The following is a 13,733-nucleotide window of genomic DNA, read 5'->3' on the forward strand; positions in this document are numbered from 1 at the left end:
ACCGCGGCCGCAACGGTCACACATGTGTTCAGGCGGCGCTGCCGCCCGCGTCCTTCTTGTCGTGCAGCGCGTCCATCGACCGCTTGGTCACCTCGGCGACCTTGCCCAGGGCCGAGATGGTGCGCACCAGGCCCTGCTGCTTGTAGTAGTCGATGATCGGCTCGGTCTTGCTGTGGTACTCCTCCAGCCGGACGCGCACCTTCTCCTCGGTGTCGTCCGACCGCTGGTAGAGCTCGCCACCGCACTCGTCGCAGACGCTGTCGTCCGCCGGGGGGTTGTAGACCACGTGGAAGACGTGGCTGCCGTTCTTGCGGCACAGCCGGCGACCGGCGATCCGCTTGACGACCTCCTCCTCGGGGACCTCGAGGTCCAGCACGGCGTCCAGCGCTATGCCGTTCTCGGCGAGGATCTTGTCGAGCGCCTGGGCCTGGCCCACGTTCCGCGGGAAGCCGTCGAGCAGGAAGCCGTTCGAGGCGTCCGGCTGCAGCATGCGGTCCTTGGCCATGCCGATGGTGATCTCGTCGGGTACCAGCCGGCCGGCATCCATGTACTCCTGGGCCTTGCGGCCCAGCTCCGTGCCTTGGCTGATGTTCGCCCGGAAGAGGTCGCCCGTGGAGATGTGCGGGATCGACAGGTTCCTGGCAAGGTACGCGGCCTGCGTACCCTTGCCGGCCCCGGGGGGCCCGACGAGGACGATGCGCATCAGCGGAGGAACCCTTCGTAGTTACGCTGCTGAAGCTGGCTCTCGATCTGCTTCACGGTCTCCAGGCCGACACCCACGATGATCAGGATGCTCGTCCCGCCGAACGGGAAGTTCTGGTTCGCGTTGAACAGCACCAGCGCCACTGTGGGCACCAGGGCGATCAGACCCAGATACATCGCGCCCGGCCACGTGATGCGGTTGAGCACGTAGCTGAGGTACTCCGCGGTGGGACGACCAGCCCGGATGCCCGGGATGAACCCACCATACTTCTTCATGTTGTCCGCGACTTCTTCGGGGTTGAAGGAGATCGCCACGTAGAAGAAGGCAAAGAAGACAATCAGCAGGAAATACGCGGTGATGTAGATCGGGTGGTCGCCCTTGACCAGGTTGTCCCTGACCCAGTTTGCCCAGGTAGAGGTGGATCCACTGAACTGGACGACCAGTGACGGGATGTACAGGAGCGATGACGCGAAGATGACGGGAATCACACCCGCCTGGTTCACCTTCAGCGGGATGTAGGTGGAGGTTCCACCGTACGAACGACGCCCGATCATGCGCTTCGCGTACTGCACGGGGATGCGGCGCTGCGCCTGCTCGACGAAGACGACGAGGGCGACCATCGCCAGACCCACCATGATGACGGCCCCGAACTCGACCCAGCCGTCCGCGATGTTCCCGGACTTCTTGATCGCCCAGAGGGCGCCGGGGAAGCCGGCCGCGATGGACAGGAACATCAGGATCGACATGCCGTTGCCGATGCCGCGGTCGGTGATCAGCTCGCCCAGCCACATGATGAGGGCGGTACCCGCCGTCATCGTGATGACCATCGTGATCGTGGTGAAGATCGACTGGTCGGGGACGATGTTGAAGCGGTCGGGACACTGCTGGAAGAGGCTGCCGGAGCGAGCGGTGGCCACCAGGCCGGTGCCCTGCAGGACCGCGAGCGCCACGGTGAGATAACGCGTGTACTGCGTGATCTTCGTCTGGCCGGCCTGGCCCTCCTTCTTGAGGGCTTCCAGGCGCGGGATGACCACGGTGAGCAGCTGCAGGATGATGCTCGCGGTGATGTACGGCATGATGCCGAGCGCGAAGATCGTGAGCTGCAGAAGCGCGCCGCCGCTGAAGAGGTTCACCAGGCCGAAGAGGCCCTGGTTCCCCCCGACCGCCTTGATGCAGGAGTTGACCACCTGGTAGTCGACCCCCGGGATCGGGATGTGGGCTCCCAGCCGGAACAGCACCATGATGGCCAGCGTGAACAGCAGCTTCTTGCGCAGGTCGGGCGTCCTGAACGCCCGGGCGAACGCGGTGAGCACGGTGCCTCCTGCGCCCCCCGCTTCTTGGGCGGGAGGTGACGGTGTTGAAAGCTACGAATGGTGGAACTGCAAAACGATTGGGGCTGCCTGACCCGCGTCAGCGCACAGGCTCCGCAAGACTAGCCCGGCCCACCTTACCGGCGAGCATCCGTCGCCGGAATGACCAACCGGGGATGCCCCGCACGAAAGTGCGGAACATCCCCGGCTGGATGTGGCATCACTGTCAGACGAGCTCGGTGACCGAGCCGCCCGCGGCGGTGATCTTCTCCTTGGCGGAGCCGGAGACCGCGTCGACGGTCACCTGCAGCGCCACGGAGACCTCGCCGGTGCCGAGCACCTTGACGAGCTGGTTCTTCCGCACGGCACCCTTGGCGACCAGGTCGGCCACCGTGACCTCGCCACCCTCGGGGTAGAGCGCGGCCAGCTTGTCCAGGTTCACGACCTGGAACTCGGTGCGGAACGGGTTCTTGAAGCCCTTCAGCTTCGGGAGGCGCATGTGGAGGGGCATCTGCCCGCCCTCGAAGCGCTCCGGAACCTGGTAGCGGGCCTTCGTGCCCTTGGTACCACGACCGGCCGTCTTGCCCTTGGAGCCCTCACCACGACCGACACGGGTCTTGGCGGTCTTGGCGCCCGGGGCCGGACGGAGGTTGTGGACCTTCAGCGGAGACTGCTCTCCCATGTCAGTCGACCTCCTCGACCGTGACGAGGTGGCGGACGGTGTGGACCATGCCGCGGATCTCCGGGCGGTCCTCCTTGACCACGACGTCGTTCAGCCGCTTCAGGCCGAGCGAACGCAGGGTGTCACGGTGGTTCTGCTTGCTGCCGATGTAGGACTTGACCTGCGTGACCTTGAGGCGAGCCATCACGCACCCACCCCAGCACGCGCACGGAGCAGAGCAGCCGGAGCCACGTCCTCGAGCGGCAGACCACGACGGGCGGCGATCTCCTCGGGGCGCTGCAGGCCCTTCAGAGCCTCCACCGTGGCGTGCACGATGTTGATCGCGTTGTCGGAGCCGAGCGACTTCGACAGCACGTCGTGGATGCCGGCGCACTCCAGGACGGCGCGCACCGGACCACCGGCGATCACACCCGTACCGGGGGAGGCAGGCTTGAGCAGGACGACGCCCGCGGCCTTCTCGCCCTGGATCGGGTGGGGGATGGTGCCCTGGATACGGGGGACCTTGAAGAAGTGCTTCTTGGCCTCCTCAACGCCCTTGGCGATGGCGGCCGGCACCTCCTTGGCCTTGCCGTAACCGACACCCACGGTGCCGTCACCATCGCCCACCACGACCAGCGCGGTGAAGCTGAAGCGACGACCACCCTTCACAACCTTGGCGACGCGGTTGATCGCGACAACGCGCTCAACGTACGCGGTCTTCTCGGCAGCAGCTGCGCCGCCGTCACGGCCCTTCCGGTCCCGCCGCTCGCCGCCACCGGCACCGCCACCGCGGCGCTGGGGTCCAGCCATTGGATTACCTCTCTCTGTTTCCGCTAGCTACGGAACCGGCTCAGAAACCGAGCCCGGCTTCGCGGGCGGCGTCGGCAAGGGCGGCGATGCGCCCGGCGTACCTGTTGCCACCACGGTCGAACACGACGGTCCCGACGCCGGCCGCCTTGGCGCGCTCGGCGACCAGCTGGCCGACCTTCTTGGCCTGCTCGGTCTTGTCACCCTCGACGCCTCGGATGGAGGTGTCCAGGTGCGACGCCGAGGCCACAGTGTGGCCCTTGAGGTCGTCGATGACCTGCGCCGTGATACCGCGGTTGGAGCGGGTCACGACCAGACGCGGGCGCGCCTCGGTGCCCGAGATCCGCTTGCGGACGCGGATGTGGCGGCGCTTCTTGGCAGCGCCCTTGTAAGCATCGCCCTTGGCGATCTTCACACCGTATGCCATGGCTTACTTACCAGCCTTTCCGACCTTGCGGCGGATGACTTCGCCCTCGTACTTGACACCCTTGGCCTTGTACGGGTCGGGCTTCCGCAGCTTGCGGATGTTCGCGGCGACCTCGCCGACCTTCTGCTTGTCGATGCCCTCGACCGAGAACTTGGTGGGGTTCTCGACCTTGAAGGAGATGCCCTCGGGGGCCTCGACGACGATCGGGTGGCTGTAGCCCAGGGCGAACTCCAGGTTGGAGCCCTTCGCCTGGACGCGGTAGCCGACACCGCTGATCTCGAGCTTCTTCACGTAGCCCACGGTCACGCCGGTGATCATGTTCGCCACCAGCGTGCGCGACAGGCCGTGCAGGGCCTTGTTCAGGCGCTCGTCGTTCGGACGCGACACCTGCAGGGTGCCGTCCTCGCCCTTGACGATGTCGATCGGCGCGGCAACGGTGTGGGTCAGGGAACCCTTGGGGCCCTTCACCGAGACCGTCCGGCCATCGATGGTGACGTCCACGCCGGCGGGAACCGGGATGGGCAGCCGTCCAATACGCGACATGGCTATACCTCCGTTTCCCGACTACCAGACGTAGGCGAGGACTTCCCCACCCACGCCCTTCTTGTTTGCCTGCTTGTCGGTGAGGAGCCCGTGGGAGGTGGAGATGATCGCCACGCCCAGGCCGCCGAGCACCTTCGGCAGGTTGGTGGACTTTGCGTAGACCCGCAGACCGGGCTTGCTGATGCGCTTGATGCCGGCGATCGAGCGCTCGCGGTTCGGACCGAACTTCAGCTCGAGAACGAGGTTCTTGCCGACCTCGGCGTCCTCGACCTTCCAGCCGGTGATGTAACCCTCCTGCTGGAGGATCTCCGCGATGTGCGACTTGATCTTGCTGAACGGCATGGTGACCTCGTCGTGGTACGCGGAGTTCGCGTTCCGCAGACGCGTCAGCATGTCTGCGATCGGGTCAGTCATGGTCATGTGATGGCCTTAGGCCTCTCTCGCCGGGGTTTCCTATATGCGCCATCCCTCTCCCCCATCAGACTGGGGACGGGTGCGGCACGGGGACCTACGGCGTAGTAAGACGGTCATGGGCGACGGGCGCCCAACCCTTCTACCTTACGGTATGCAGGGCTGGGCTCCCGCCACTCATCTGCTTACCGAGAGCCCCTGGTGGTTACCAGGAGCTCTTGGTCACGCCCGGCAGCTCACCGCGGTGCGCCATCTCACGAAGGCACACGCGGCAGAGGCCGAACTTGCGGTACACGGAGTGCGGACGGCCACAGCGCTGGCAGCGCGTGTAGCCACGCACGCCGAACTTGGGCTTGCGGGCGGCCTTCGCGATAAGAGCCTTCTTCGCCACGGCTCACGCCTCCTTGAACGGGAAGCCGAGGTGACGAAGGAGCGCGCGGCCCTCAGCGTCGTTGGTCGCCGTGGTCACCACGGTGATGTCCATACCCCGGGTGCGGTCGATCTTGTCCTGGTCGATCTCGTGGAACATGACCTGCTCCGTGAGACCGAAGGTGTAGTTGCCACGGCCGTCGAACTGCTTCGGCGACAGACCGCGGAAGTCGCGGATGCGCGGGAGCGCGAGCGACAGCAGACGGTCCAGGAACTCCCACATGCGGTCACCGCGGAGGGTGACGTGGGCGCCGATCGGCTGACCCTCGCGCAGCTTGAACTGCGCGATGGACTTCCGGGCCTTGGTGACGGCCGGCTTCTGGCCGGTGATCGTGGTGAGGTCGCGGATCGCGCCCTCGATCAGCTTGGAGTCGCGGGCGGCGTCGCCCACACCCATGTTGACCACGATCTTGGTGAGACCGGGGATCTGCATGACGTTCTCGTACTGGAACTCGTCACGCATCTTGCCCGCGATCTCCTCGCGGTAGCGCGCCTTCAGACGAGGCGAAGTGGTGGCAGTCATCAGATGTCCTCACCCGTCCGCTTGGCAACGCGGATCTTGTTGCCCTCGTCGTCGAAGCGGTAGCCGACGCGAGTCACGACCTTGTTGCCGTCCTTCTCAACGACCAGCTGGACGTTGGAGACGTGGACGGGCGCCTCGGTCGTGATGATGCCGCCGGTCTTCGAACCGCGAGCGGTCTGGCCGGCCTTGGTGTGCTTCTTGACCCGGTTGACACCCTCGACCAGGACACGGTCCTCAGTGGGGTAGGCCGCGATGACCTTGCCCTGCTTGCCCTTGTCCTTACCGGTGATGACCTGGACCAGGTCGCCCTTCTTGATCTTCATCGGTTACAGCACCTCCGGCGCGAGCGAGACGATCTTCATGAACTTCTTCTCGCGCAGCTCCCGGCCCACGGGGCCGAAGATGCGGGTGCCGCGGGGGTCACCGTCGTTCTTGAGGATGACGGCCGCGTTCTCGTCGAAGCGGATGTACGAGCCGTCGGGACGCCGGCGCTCCTTGACGGTGCGCACGACGACCGCCTTGACGACGTCGCCCTTCTTCACGTTGCCACCGGGGATCGCGTCCTTGACGGTGGCGACGATGACGTCACCGATTCCCGCGTAGCGGCGACCGGAGCCACCGAGCACACGGATGCAAAGGATCTCCTTTGCGCCCGTGTTGTCGGCGACACGCAGTCGCGACTCCTGCTGGATCACGTCTATCTCCTGATCGTCTGCCGGTTCCCTCCGGGGCGTACCCGGAGAGCCTGGCGGAACCGTCCTGCGGGGAACCCCCCGCAGGAATTACGTGCCGGCCGGGGCCGGGCCGCGCGAACGGGTCGCGCGGCCCGGCCGGCCGAGCGGTGTTACTTGGCCTTCTCGAGGATCTCGACGACGCGCCAGCGCTTGCTCGCGGACAGCGGCCGGGTCTCCATGAGGAGGACACGGTCGCCGACGCCCGCGGCGTTCTGCTCGTCGTGCGCCTTGAGCTTGTTGGTACGGCGGATGACCTTGCCGTACAGGGCGTGCTTCACACGGTCCTCGACGGCGACCACAACGGTCTTGTCCATCTTGTCGCTGACCACGAGGCCCTCACGGGTCTTGCGGTCACCGCGCTGCTCGCTGCTCTCAGTCACATTCTTCTCGCTCATCAGGCGCTCTCCACCGTCTCGATGCCGAGCTCACGCTCACGCATGAGGGTGTAGATCCGGGCGATGTCCTTGCGGACAACCTTCAGCCGGGAGTTGTTCTCGAGCTGTCCGGTGGCCGCCTGGAAGCGGAGGTTGAACAGCTCCTCCTTGGCCTCACGCAGCTTGCCGACGAGTTCCTCGTCGCCCAGCTGGCGCAGCTCGGTCGCCTTGGTACCGGCCGCCATTACAGCTCACCTGCCTCGCGCCGGACGATCCGGCACTTCATCGGAAGCTTGTGGGCGGCTCGGGTGAGCGCCTCACGCGCAACCTTCTCGTTCGGGAAGGACAGCTCGAACATCACCCGACCGGGCTTGACGTTCGCGACCCACCACTCCGGGGAACCCTTACCGGAACCCATGCGGGTTTCGGCCGGCTTCTTCGTGAGCGGACGGTCCGGGTAGATGTTGATCCAGACCTTGCCGCCACGGCGGATGTGACGGGTGATGGCGATACGAGCGGACTCGATCTGCCGGTTCGTCACGTACGCGGGGGTGACGGCCTGGATGCCGTACTCACCGAACGCCAGCTCGGTGCCACCCTTGGCCATGCCATCACGCTTCGGGTGGTGCTGCTTACGGTGCTTGACCCGACGGGGGATCAGCATGGGGGTCAGGCCTCCGTTCCGGTGGTCTCCGCAGCCGGAGCCTCAGCGGTGGTCGCCTCGGCCTTGGGGGCCTGGGCGTCACCCTGGGGACGACGGCCACGGCCGCCGCGCTCGCCACCGCGGCGCTGCGGACGGTCGTTGCCACCACCACGGGCCGGGCGGTTGCCGGCACGGGCGGCGGCGTTGTCGGCGCGGACCTCGGCGATGTTCTTCACATTGCCCTTGTAGATCCACACCTTCACGCCGATGCGGCCGAAGGTCGTACGGGCCTCGAAGAAGCCGTAGTCGACGTTGGCGCGCAGGGTGTGCAGCGGGACGCGACCCTCGCGGTAGAACTCCGAGCGGGACATCTCGGCGCCGCCGAGACGGCCACCGCACTGGATCTTGATGCCCTTGGCGCCGGCCTTCATCGTGCTCTGCATCGACTTGCGCATGGCACGACGGAAGGAGACGCGGGAGGACAGCTGCTCGGCGACGGCCTGGGCCACCAGCTGAGCGTCCGTCTCCGGGTTCTTGACCTCGAGGATGTTCAGCTGGACCTGCTTGCCGGTCAGCTTCTCCAGGTCACCGCGGATGCGGTCGGCCTCCGCGCCGCGACGGCCGATGACGATGCCCGGCCGGGCGGTGTGGATGTCGACGCGGACGCGGTCACGGGTGCGCTCGATCTCGACCTTCGAGATGCCGGCCCGCTCCATGCCCTGCGTCATCATCCGGCGGATGGCGACGTCTTCCTTGACGTAGTCCTTGTACAGCTTGTCGGCGTACCAGCGGGACTTGAAGTCCGTGGTGATGCCGAGTCGGAACCCGTACGGGTTAACCTTCTGGCCCATTACCGGGTTCCTTCCTTGCTGCTGACGACCACGGTGATGTGGCTGGTCCGCTTACGGATCCGGTAGGCACGGCCCTGCGCACGCGGACGGAACCGCTTCAGGGTCGGGCCCTCGTCCACGAACGCCTCGCTGATGTACAGCGACTGGGCGTCGGTGTGGTCGTAGTTGTGCGCGGCGTTGGCAATGGCGCTGTCGAGCACCTTGCCCACCGGCACGCTCGCGGCCTGCGGGGCGAAACGCAGGACCGCCTGAGCCTCCGTGGCGCTCATGCCACGGATGAGGTCCACCACGCGGCGGGCCTTCATGGGCGTGACGCGGATGTACCGCGCCTGGGCCCTGGCTTCCATGGTTGTCCCTTCGGTGTCTGTCTGTGTCGTCACTGTTCCGCTCCGCAGGTCAGCGACGACGCGACTTGCGGTCGTCCTTCTCGTGGCCGCGGAAGGTGCGGGTCGGCGCGAACTCGCCGAGCTTGTGGCCGACCATCGACTCGGTGACAAACACCGGGACGTGCTTACGGCCGTCGTGCACCGCGATCGTGTGGCCCAGCATCGCCGGGATGATCATCGAGCGGCGGGACCAGGTCTTGATGACGTTGTGGGTACCGGCCTCGTTCTGAACGTCCACCTTCTTGATCAGGTGGTCGTCGACGAAGGGCCCCTTCTTGAGACTACGCGGCATCTAAACCCGCTCCTAGCGCTTCTTGTTCGTCTTGCGGCGGCGGACGATGTACTTGCTGCTGGCCTTCTTCGGCGAGCGAGTACGACCTTCCTTCTGGCCCCACGGGCTGACCGGGTGGCGACCACCGGAGGTCTTGCCCTCACCACCACCGTGCGGGTGGTCGACGGGGTTCATGGCCACACCGCGGACGGTCGGGCGGACGCCCTTCCAGCGCATACGGCCGGCCTTGCCCCAGTTGATGTTCGACTGCTCGGCGTTGCCGACCTCGCCGATGGTGGCGCGGCAGCGCGCGTCGACCAGCCGGACTTCACCGGAGGGCATGCGAAGGGTGGCCATGGAGCCCTCCTTCGCCAGCAGCTGCACGGAAGAGCCCGCGGAACGGGAGATCTTCGCGCCGCCGCCGGGACGCAGCTCGATGGCGTGGACGGTCGTACCCACCGGGATGTAGCGCAGCGGCAGGTTGTTGCCCGGCTTGATGTCGGCGCCAGGGCCGTTCTCGATCCGGTCACCCTGGCTCAGCTTGGCCGGGGCCAGGATGTAGCGCTTCTCGCCGTCCGCGTAGTGGAGCAGCGCGATGCGCGCGGTGCGGTTGGGGTCGTACTCGATGTGCGCGACCTTGGCCGGCACGCCGTCCTTGTCGTGACGACGGAAGTCGATCACGCGGTAGGCGCGCTTGTGGCCACCACCCTGGTGGCGAACGGTCACACGACCGGCGTTGTTACGGCCGCCCTTGCTGTGCAGGGGGCGGACCAGCGACTTCTCCGGCGTGGACCGCGTGATCTCGACGAAGTCGGCGACGCTGGAGCCACGACGGCCCGGGGTCGTCGGCTTGTACTTGCGGATACCCATTTCTCAGTCCTCGGAAGATTCCGGACTTCTGAACGTTCCGGTCCCCGTTAGGAGACCGGGCCGCCGAAGATGTCGATGCGGTCGCCCTCAGCGAGGGTCACGATGGCGCGCTTGGTGTCCTTGCGCTTGCCGAAACCGGTCTTGGTGCGCTTGCGCTTACCCTGACGGTTGATCGTGTTGACCCCGGTGACCTTGACCGAGAAGACCGCCTCGACGGCCTGCTTGATCTGGGTCTTGTTGGCACGCGGGTCGACGACGAACGTGTACTTGTTCTCGTCCAGCAGCGCGTAGCTCTTCTCGGAGACCACCGGCTTGACCAGGATGTCACGGTGGTCCGTGAAGGTCTTGCTGGTGATCGCGGTCTGCTCGGCCATCAGGCGTCGCTCCCTTCGGTCTCGGCGGCGCCGTTACCGGTGAAGCGGTCGAAGGCGGCCTTGGTGAAGACCACGTCGTCGGAGACGAGCACGTCGTACGTGTTCAGCTGGCCGGCCTCCAGGATGTGGACCTGGGGCAGGTTGCGGGCGGAGAGCCACGCGACCTCTTCGGCGCGGTCGGCGACGAGCAGCACGTTCTTGCGGTCGCTGATCTTGCCCAGCAGCGTCTTCGCGGCCTTCGTCGACGGGGCCTCGCCCTCGACGACGCCGGTCACGACGTGGATGCGGTTGTGACGCGCCCGATCGGTGAGGGCACCGCGCAGGGCGGCGGCCTTCATCTTCTTCGGGGTCCGCTGCGAGTAGTCACGCGGCACGGGACCGTGCACGACGCCACCACCGGCGAACTGCGGGGCGCGGGTCGAACCCTGACGGGCGCGGCCGGTGCCCTTCTGGCGGTACGGCTTCTTGCCGCCACCGCGGACCTCGCCACGCGTCTTGACCTTGTGCGTGCCCTGACGGGCGGCGGCCAGCTGCGCCACGACGACCTGGTGGATCAGCGGGATGCTGACCTTCGCGTCGAAGATCTCGCCCGGGAGCTCAACGGTCCCGGTCTTGTCGCCGGCGGGCGACAGAATGTCAATGGTGCTCATATCCTCAGGCCCCCTTGGCCGCGGTGCGGACCAGGACGAGGCCGCCGTTCGGGCCGGGAACCGCGCCCTTGATGAGCAGCAGGCCCTTCTCCGCGTCAACAGCGTGGACGGTCAGGTTCTGGGTGGTGACCCGCTCGTTGCCCATGCGGCCCGCCATGCGCAGACCCTTGAACACACGGCCCGGGGTGGCGCAGCCACCGATGGAGCCGGGAGAGCGGTGCTTGCGCTGGGTGCCGTGACCGGCGCCGAGGCCCTTGAAGTTGTGACGCTTCATGACACCGGCGAAGCCCTTGCCCTTGCTCTTGCCGGTGACGTCCACCTTCACGCCGGCCTCGAACACCTCGGCGGTGATCTCCTGGCCGAGGGTGTACTCGGCGGCGTCCGCGGTGCGGAGCTCCACCAGGTGGCGGCGGGGGGTCACGTCGGCCTTGGCGAAGTGGCCCTTGAGGGGCTTGTTCACCTTGCGCGGGTCGATCTCGCCGAAGGCGATCTGGACCGACTCGTAACCGTCGACGTCGTTCGTGCGGACCTGGGTCACGACGTTCGGACCGGCCTTGACCACGGTCACCGGGACGACACGGTTGTTCTCGTCCCAGACCTGGGTCATGCCGAGCTTCTCGCCCAGGATGCCCTTGATCTGCTTAGCCATCTGTTCCGCGCCTCTCAGAGCTTGATCTCGATGTCGACGCCGGCCGGAAGGTCCAGGCGCATCAACGAGTCAACGGTCTTGGGCGTCGGGTCGAGGATGTCGATCAGGCGCTTGTGCGTGCGCATCTCGAAGTGCTCGCGCGAGTCCTTGTACTTGTGCGGCGACTTGATGACGCAGTACACGTTCTTCTCAGTGGGCAGCGGCACCGGGCCCGCGACCTGCGCACCAGTACGCGTCACCGTCTCGACGATCTTCTTCGCCGAGGAGTCGATGACCTCGTGGTCGTAGGCCTTGAGCCGGATGCGGATCTTCTGTCCCGCCATGGCTACTTCGTAGTCCTGTCTGCTAGTGAACGCTCTGGAACTCGGTGGTTCGACCGTCTTCTCCGACCCACGCGGTCGGGCGTGTCGCTTCCCTTCCCTTAAATCTCCGCATGGCGGAGACCCTCAGGGAGGGGATACGTGGGAGAAGACACCCACCGAGCGCCTGGTGAGCACCCCGCTGACGCTTCCCGGAAGATTCCCGTACGTCCGCCACCCCGCCTGGGGCGGAAAGTGACGACGAGTACTGTGGGACTCGCTTCCGGTCCTCCCGACGGGAGGCGCGCAGCATCGGCACTCGACCGAGCAACCCGGCTAGTCTGCCATACCGGACGGGCCGGACGCCAATCGGGGCGCAGTACCCTACCCCCCGGCCACGCTCCCCCAAACCAGGGTCAGAGTCCGGATGTGTACACCAGCAGCCGCGGGGTGCCTGCCGGGGCGTCGACGGGGACGCCGGGGGTGGCGTTGGCGAGCAGCCAGGAGGCGAGGAAGGGCGTGTCGGCGTCCCCGTACGTGTCCTTGTAGAGCGCCGCCACTCCCGTGACGTGCGGGGCGGCCATCGAGGTGCCGCTCATGCGGACCAGGCCGCCGCCCATTGCCGCGGAGGTGATCCCCGTCCCCGGGGCACTGATGTCCACGCAACCGCCCCAGTTGCTGAAGGACGCCTTGCGGTCCGACTCGTCGATCGCGGCCACGGTGAGCGCGCCCGGCGCCCCGGCCGGGGAGACCCCGCAGGCGTCCTCGTCGGAGTTGCCCGCGGCGACGACCGGGAAGACCCCCGCGGCCGCCAGCCCCTCCACCGCGCGGTCGGCCGCATCACTGTGCGCGCCACCGGTCGACAGGTTGGCGACCGCGGGCCTCACCGCGTGGGCGGCCACCCAGTTCATCCCGGCGACCACCGTGGCCACCGACCCGCGGCCGTCGCAGCCCAGCACCCGCACCGAGACCAGCTTCGTCGCCCGGGCGACCCCCGTGGTGGCGCCGCCGACGGTACCGGCGACATGCGTGCCGTGGCCGTTGCAGTCGGCGCCGCCACGTCCGTCCCCCACCGCGTCGAACCCGGGCGCCGCCCGCCCGCCGAACTCGGCGTGCCCGAGGTCGATACCGGTGTCGATGACGTACGAGGTGACCTTGGCGCCCGTCGCCCGCACGCCGAAGGCCGCGCCGTCGCGGGCCCGGCTGCCGATGCGGCTCAGGCCCCAGGACGCCTCGGCGGCGGCCGCCGCCGTCTGCGCCGCCGGCTTCGGTGCCGCGACCTCGGCGTCCTGTTCCACGGCCTCCACCCCGGGCACCGCACGCAGCCGGGTGACCTGCCCGTCGGTCAGCCGGGCGGCGAAGCCCACCAGCGCGCTGGTGTACGTGAACATGGGCCGTGCCTCGACGCTCCGCAGCACCGTGCCCGGGTCCGTACCCGGCCGCAGCATCACCAGGTACTGCCCGGTGATGCCGCCCTGCGCCGCCATCCGCAGCGGGGCCCCCGGCGGCTCCGGTGCCGCGGCGGCCCCGCCGAGGACGGGCAGGACGGCCGTCAGGACGGCGGCGGCGACCACTGCCCGGCGCTGGGACAGGCGCATGGCGGGCTCCTCGGGGGACTCGTACGGGTGTGCACCGAACGTCACAAGTCGTAACACCGAGTGGTCGCGCCCTGCTCGCGCAGTGCGCCGATCGGGCGAGCGGGCACGGTGGTGCGTCGTCACGGCGGCCGGGGCGGTTGCGTCCCGGTGACGTGTGCGCGTCGCCCGAGTGGCGCACGCCGCAACGGCGCCCGGCAACCTCCTGGGCCCAACGGCCCTC

Annotated in this window: 24 protein-coding genes; all 24 read right to left on the reverse strand. The window is 67.5% G+C overall.

Annotated features, from left to right (window positions below; all coding sequences use genetic code 11):
- Nucleotides 1–28: 28 nt before the first annotated feature.
- Nucleotides 29–703 (reverse strand): adenylate kinase, encoded by a 675-nt coding sequence (locus OIE69_RS17610; protein ID WP_326572864.1) that lies wholly within the window; start codon nt 701–703, stop codon nt 29–31.
- Entirely contained in the window at nt 703–2,016 is a 1,314-nt protein-coding gene (gene secY / locus OIE69_RS17615) for a preprotein translocase subunit SecY (protein WP_326572865.1), read from the reverse strand. The genes OIE69_RS17610 and secY overlap by 1 nt, the downstream gene beginning before the upstream one ends.
- Nucleotides 2,017–2,239: 223 nt before the next feature.
- On the reverse strand, nt 2,240–2,695 hold the full coding sequence (gene rplO / locus OIE69_RS17620) for a 50S ribosomal protein L15 (protein ID WP_018558885.1): 456 nt from the start codon (nt 2,693–2,695) through the stop codon (nt 2,240–2,242).
- A gap of 1 nt (nt 2,696) precedes the next feature.
- Nucleotides 2,697–2,879 (reverse strand): 50S ribosomal protein L30, encoded by a 183-nt coding sequence (rpmD, locus tag OIE69_RS17625; protein WP_018558884.1) that lies wholly within the window; start codon nt 2,877–2,879, stop codon nt 2,697–2,699.
- Nucleotides 2,879–3,484: a 30S ribosomal protein S5 gene (gene rpsE / locus OIE69_RS17630; RefSeq protein WP_003998815.1), complete on the reverse strand. Its 606-nt coding sequence runs from the start codon at nt 3,482–3,484 to the stop codon at nt 2,879–2,881. Before rpsE ends, rpmD begins: the two co-directional genes overlap by 1 nt.
- 40 nt (nt 3,485–3,524) lie before the next feature.
- Nucleotides 3,525–3,908, reverse strand: coding sequence for a 50S ribosomal protein L18 (gene rplR / locus OIE69_RS17635; protein WP_326572866.1), 384 nt, complete (start codon nt 3,906–3,908; stop codon nt 3,525–3,527).
- Nucleotides 3,909–3,911: 3 nt separating this feature from the next.
- Complete coding sequence (gene rplF, locus OIE69_RS17640) at nt 3,912–4,451, reverse strand: 50S ribosomal protein L6 (protein ID WP_326572867.1); 540 nt, start codon at nt 4,449–4,451, stop codon at nt 3,912–3,914.
- Between the two features lie 21 nt (nt 4,452–4,472).
- Nucleotides 4,473–4,871, reverse strand: coding sequence for a 30S ribosomal protein S8 (rpsH, locus tag OIE69_RS17645; RefSeq protein ID WP_326572868.1), 399 nt, complete (start codon nt 4,869–4,871; stop codon nt 4,473–4,475).
- Between the two features lie 196 nt (nt 4,872–5,067).
- Nucleotides 5,068–5,253: a type Z 30S ribosomal protein S14 gene (locus OIE69_RS17650; protein WP_003948630.1), complete on the reverse strand. Its 186-nt coding sequence runs from the start codon at nt 5,251–5,253 to the stop codon at nt 5,068–5,070.
- A gap of 3 nt (nt 5,254–5,256) precedes the next feature.
- On the reverse strand, nt 5,257–5,814 hold the full coding sequence (gene rplE, locus OIE69_RS17655) for a 50S ribosomal protein L5 (protein ID WP_018558880.1): 558 nt from the start codon (nt 5,812–5,814) through the stop codon (nt 5,257–5,259).
- Nucleotides 5,814–6,137, reverse strand: a complete 324-nt coding sequence (gene rplX, locus OIE69_RS17660) for a 50S ribosomal protein L24 (RefSeq protein ID WP_018558879.1) — start codon at nt 6,135–6,137, stop codon at nt 5,814–5,816. The genes rplE and rplX overlap by 1 nt, the downstream gene beginning before the upstream one ends.
- Nucleotides 6,138–6,140: 3 nt before the next feature.
- A complete protein-coding gene (gene rplN, locus OIE69_RS17665; protein WP_004946682.1) occupies nt 6,141–6,509 on the reverse strand; it encodes a 50S ribosomal protein L14 in 369 nt (122 codons plus the stop codon).
- 149 nt (nt 6,510–6,658) lie between these two features.
- Nucleotides 6,659–6,943: a 30S ribosomal protein S17 gene (rpsQ, locus tag OIE69_RS17670; protein WP_018558878.1), complete on the reverse strand. Its 285-nt coding sequence runs from the start codon at nt 6,941–6,943 to the stop codon at nt 6,659–6,661.
- The gene (gene rpmC, locus OIE69_RS17675; protein WP_018558877.1) at nt 6,943–7,167 is read right to left on the reverse strand and encodes a 50S ribosomal protein L29; all 225 of its coding nucleotides are present in this window, start codon (nt 7,165–7,167) and stop codon (nt 6,943–6,945) included. The genes rpsQ and rpmC overlap by 1 nt, the downstream gene beginning before the upstream one ends.
- Nucleotides 7,167–7,586: a 50S ribosomal protein L16 gene (gene rplP / locus OIE69_RS17680; protein WP_018558876.1), complete on the reverse strand. Its 420-nt coding sequence runs from the start codon at nt 7,584–7,586 to the stop codon at nt 7,167–7,169. The genes rpmC and rplP overlap by 1 nt, the downstream gene beginning before the upstream one ends.
- A 5-nt stretch (nt 7,587–7,591) precedes the next feature.
- The gene (gene rpsC, locus OIE69_RS17685) at nt 7,592–8,416 is read right to left on the reverse strand and encodes a 30S ribosomal protein S3 (protein WP_089226444.1); all 825 of its coding nucleotides are present in this window, start codon (nt 8,414–8,416) and stop codon (nt 7,592–7,594) included.
- On the reverse strand, nt 8,416–8,763 hold the full coding sequence (rplV, locus tag OIE69_RS17690; protein WP_018558874.1) for a 50S ribosomal protein L22: 348 nt from the start codon (nt 8,761–8,763) through the stop codon (nt 8,416–8,418). The genes rpsC and rplV overlap by 1 nt, the downstream gene beginning before the upstream one ends.
- Nucleotides 8,764–8,812: 49 nt before the next feature.
- Nucleotides 8,813–9,094: a 30S ribosomal protein S19 gene (gene rpsS, locus OIE69_RS17695; protein ID WP_018558873.1), complete on the reverse strand. Its 282-nt coding sequence runs from the start codon at nt 9,092–9,094 to the stop codon at nt 8,813–8,815.
- 12 nt (nt 9,095–9,106) lie between these two features.
- On the reverse strand, nt 9,107–9,943 hold the full coding sequence (gene rplB, locus OIE69_RS17700; RefSeq protein WP_018558872.1) for a 50S ribosomal protein L2: 837 nt from the start codon (nt 9,941–9,943) through the stop codon (nt 9,107–9,109).
- Between the two features lie 47 nt (nt 9,944–9,990).
- Complete coding sequence (rplW, locus tag OIE69_RS17705) at nt 9,991–10,317, reverse strand: 50S ribosomal protein L23 (RefSeq protein WP_018558871.1); 327 nt, start codon at nt 10,315–10,317, stop codon at nt 9,991–9,993.
- Nucleotides 10,317–10,967, reverse strand: a complete 651-nt coding sequence (rplD, locus tag OIE69_RS17710; protein WP_326572869.1) for a 50S ribosomal protein L4 — start codon at nt 10,965–10,967, stop codon at nt 10,317–10,319. The genes rplW and rplD overlap by 1 nt, the downstream gene beginning before the upstream one ends.
- A 4-nt stretch (nt 10,968–10,971) precedes the next feature.
- Nucleotides 10,972–11,616 carry a 50S ribosomal protein L3 gene (gene rplC / locus OIE69_RS17715; RefSeq protein WP_018558869.1) on the reverse strand — a complete coding sequence of 215 codons (645 nt, stop codon included), beginning with the start codon at nt 11,614–11,616 and terminating at the stop codon, nt 10,972–10,974.
- A gap of 14 nt (nt 11,617–11,630) precedes the next feature.
- The gene (gene rpsJ, locus OIE69_RS17720) at nt 11,631–11,939 is read right to left on the reverse strand and encodes a 30S ribosomal protein S10 (protein ID WP_014144312.1); all 309 of its coding nucleotides are present in this window, start codon (nt 11,937–11,939) and stop codon (nt 11,631–11,633) included.
- A 392-nt stretch (nt 11,940–12,331) separates the two neighbouring features.
- Nucleotides 12,332–13,513 carry a S8 family peptidase gene (locus tag OIE69_RS17725; protein ID WP_326572870.1) on the reverse strand — a complete coding sequence of 394 codons (1,182 nt, stop codon included), beginning with the start codon at nt 13,511–13,513 and terminating at the stop codon, nt 12,332–12,334.
- Nucleotides 13,514–13,733 lie beyond the last annotated feature (220 nt).

Source organism: Actinacidiphila glaucinigra (assembly GCF_035918135.1).
Classification (GTDB): domain Bacteria; phylum Actinomycetota; class Actinomycetes; order Streptomycetales; family Streptomycetaceae; genus Actinacidiphila; species Actinacidiphila glaucinigra.

What these genes read in the sequence shown, in the direction of transcription:
- OIE69_RS17610 (WP_326572864.1), bottom strand. Translation starts at nt 703, where the DNA reads ATGCGCATCGTCCTCGTCGGGCCCCCCGGGGCCGGCAAGGGTACGCAG.
- rplO (WP_018558885.1), bottom strand. Translation starts at nt 2,695, where the DNA reads ATGGGAGAGCAGTCTCCGCTGAAGGTCCACAACCTCCGTCCGGCCCCG.
- rpmD (WP_018558884.1), bottom strand. Translation starts at nt 2,879, where the DNA reads ATGGCTCGCCTCAAGGTCACGCAGGTCAAGTCCTACATCGGCAGCAAG.
- rpsE (WP_003998815.1), bottom strand. Translation starts at nt 3,484, where the DNA reads ATGGCTGGACCCCAGCGCCGCGGTGGCGGTGCCGGTGGCGGCGAGCGG.
- rplR (WP_326572866.1), bottom strand. Translation starts at nt 3,908, where the DNA reads ATGGCATACGGTGTGAAGATCGCCAAGGGCGATGCTTACAAGGGCGCT.
- rplF (WP_326572867.1), bottom strand. Translation starts at nt 4,451, where the DNA reads ATGTCGCGTATTGGACGGCTGCCCATCCCGGTTCCCGCCGGCGTGGAC.
- rpsH (WP_326572868.1), bottom strand. Translation starts at nt 4,871, where the DNA reads ATGACCATGACTGACCCGATCGCAGACATGCTGACGCGTCTGCGGAAC.
- rplE (WP_018558880.1), bottom strand. Translation starts at nt 5,814, where the DNA reads ATGACTGCCACCACTTCGCCTCGTCTGAAGGCGCGCTACCGCGAGGAG.
- rplX (WP_018558879.1), bottom strand. Translation starts at nt 6,137, where the DNA reads ATGAAGATCAAGAAGGGCGACCTGGTCCAGGTCATCACCGGTAAGGAC.
- rpsQ (WP_018558878.1), bottom strand. Translation starts at nt 6,943, where the DNA reads ATGAGCGAGAAGAATGTGACTGAGAGCAGCGAGCAGCGCGGTGACCGC.
- rpmC (WP_018558877.1), bottom strand. Translation starts at nt 7,167, where the DNA reads ATGGCGGCCGGTACCAAGGCGACCGAGCTGCGCCAGCTGGGCGACGAG.
- rplP (WP_018558876.1), bottom strand. Translation starts at nt 7,586, where the DNA reads ATGCTGATCCCCCGTCGGGTCAAGCACCGTAAGCAGCACCACCCGAAG.
- rpsC (WP_089226444.1), bottom strand. Translation starts at nt 8,416, where the DNA reads ATGGGCCAGAAGGTTAACCCGTACGGGTTCCGACTCGGCATCACCACG.
- rplV (WP_018558874.1), bottom strand. Translation starts at nt 8,763, where the DNA reads ATGGAAGCCAGGGCCCAGGCGCGGTACATCCGCGTCACGCCCATGAAG.
- rpsS (WP_018558873.1), bottom strand. Translation starts at nt 9,094, where the DNA reads ATGCCGCGTAGTCTCAAGAAGGGGCCCTTCGTCGACGACCACCTGATC.
- rplB (WP_018558872.1), bottom strand. Translation starts at nt 9,943, where the DNA reads ATGGGTATCCGCAAGTACAAGCCGACGACCCCGGGCCGTCGTGGCTCC.
- rplW (WP_018558871.1), bottom strand. Translation starts at nt 10,317, where the DNA reads ATGGCCGAGCAGACCGCGATCACCAGCAAGACCTTCACGGACCACCGT.
- rplD (WP_326572869.1), bottom strand. Translation starts at nt 10,967, where the DNA reads ATGAGCACCATTGACATTCTGTCGCCCGCCGGCGACAAGACCGGGACC.
- rplC (WP_018558869.1), bottom strand. Translation starts at nt 11,616, where the DNA reads ATGGCTAAGCAGATCAAGGGCATCCTGGGCGAGAAGCTCGGCATGACC.
- rpsJ (WP_014144312.1), bottom strand. Translation starts at nt 11,939, where the DNA reads ATGGCGGGACAGAAGATCCGCATCCGGCTCAAGGCCTACGACCACGAG.
- OIE69_RS17725 (WP_326572870.1), bottom strand. Translation starts at nt 13,513, where the DNA reads ATGCGCCTGTCCCAGCGCCGGGCAGTGGTCGCCGCCGCCGTCCTGACG.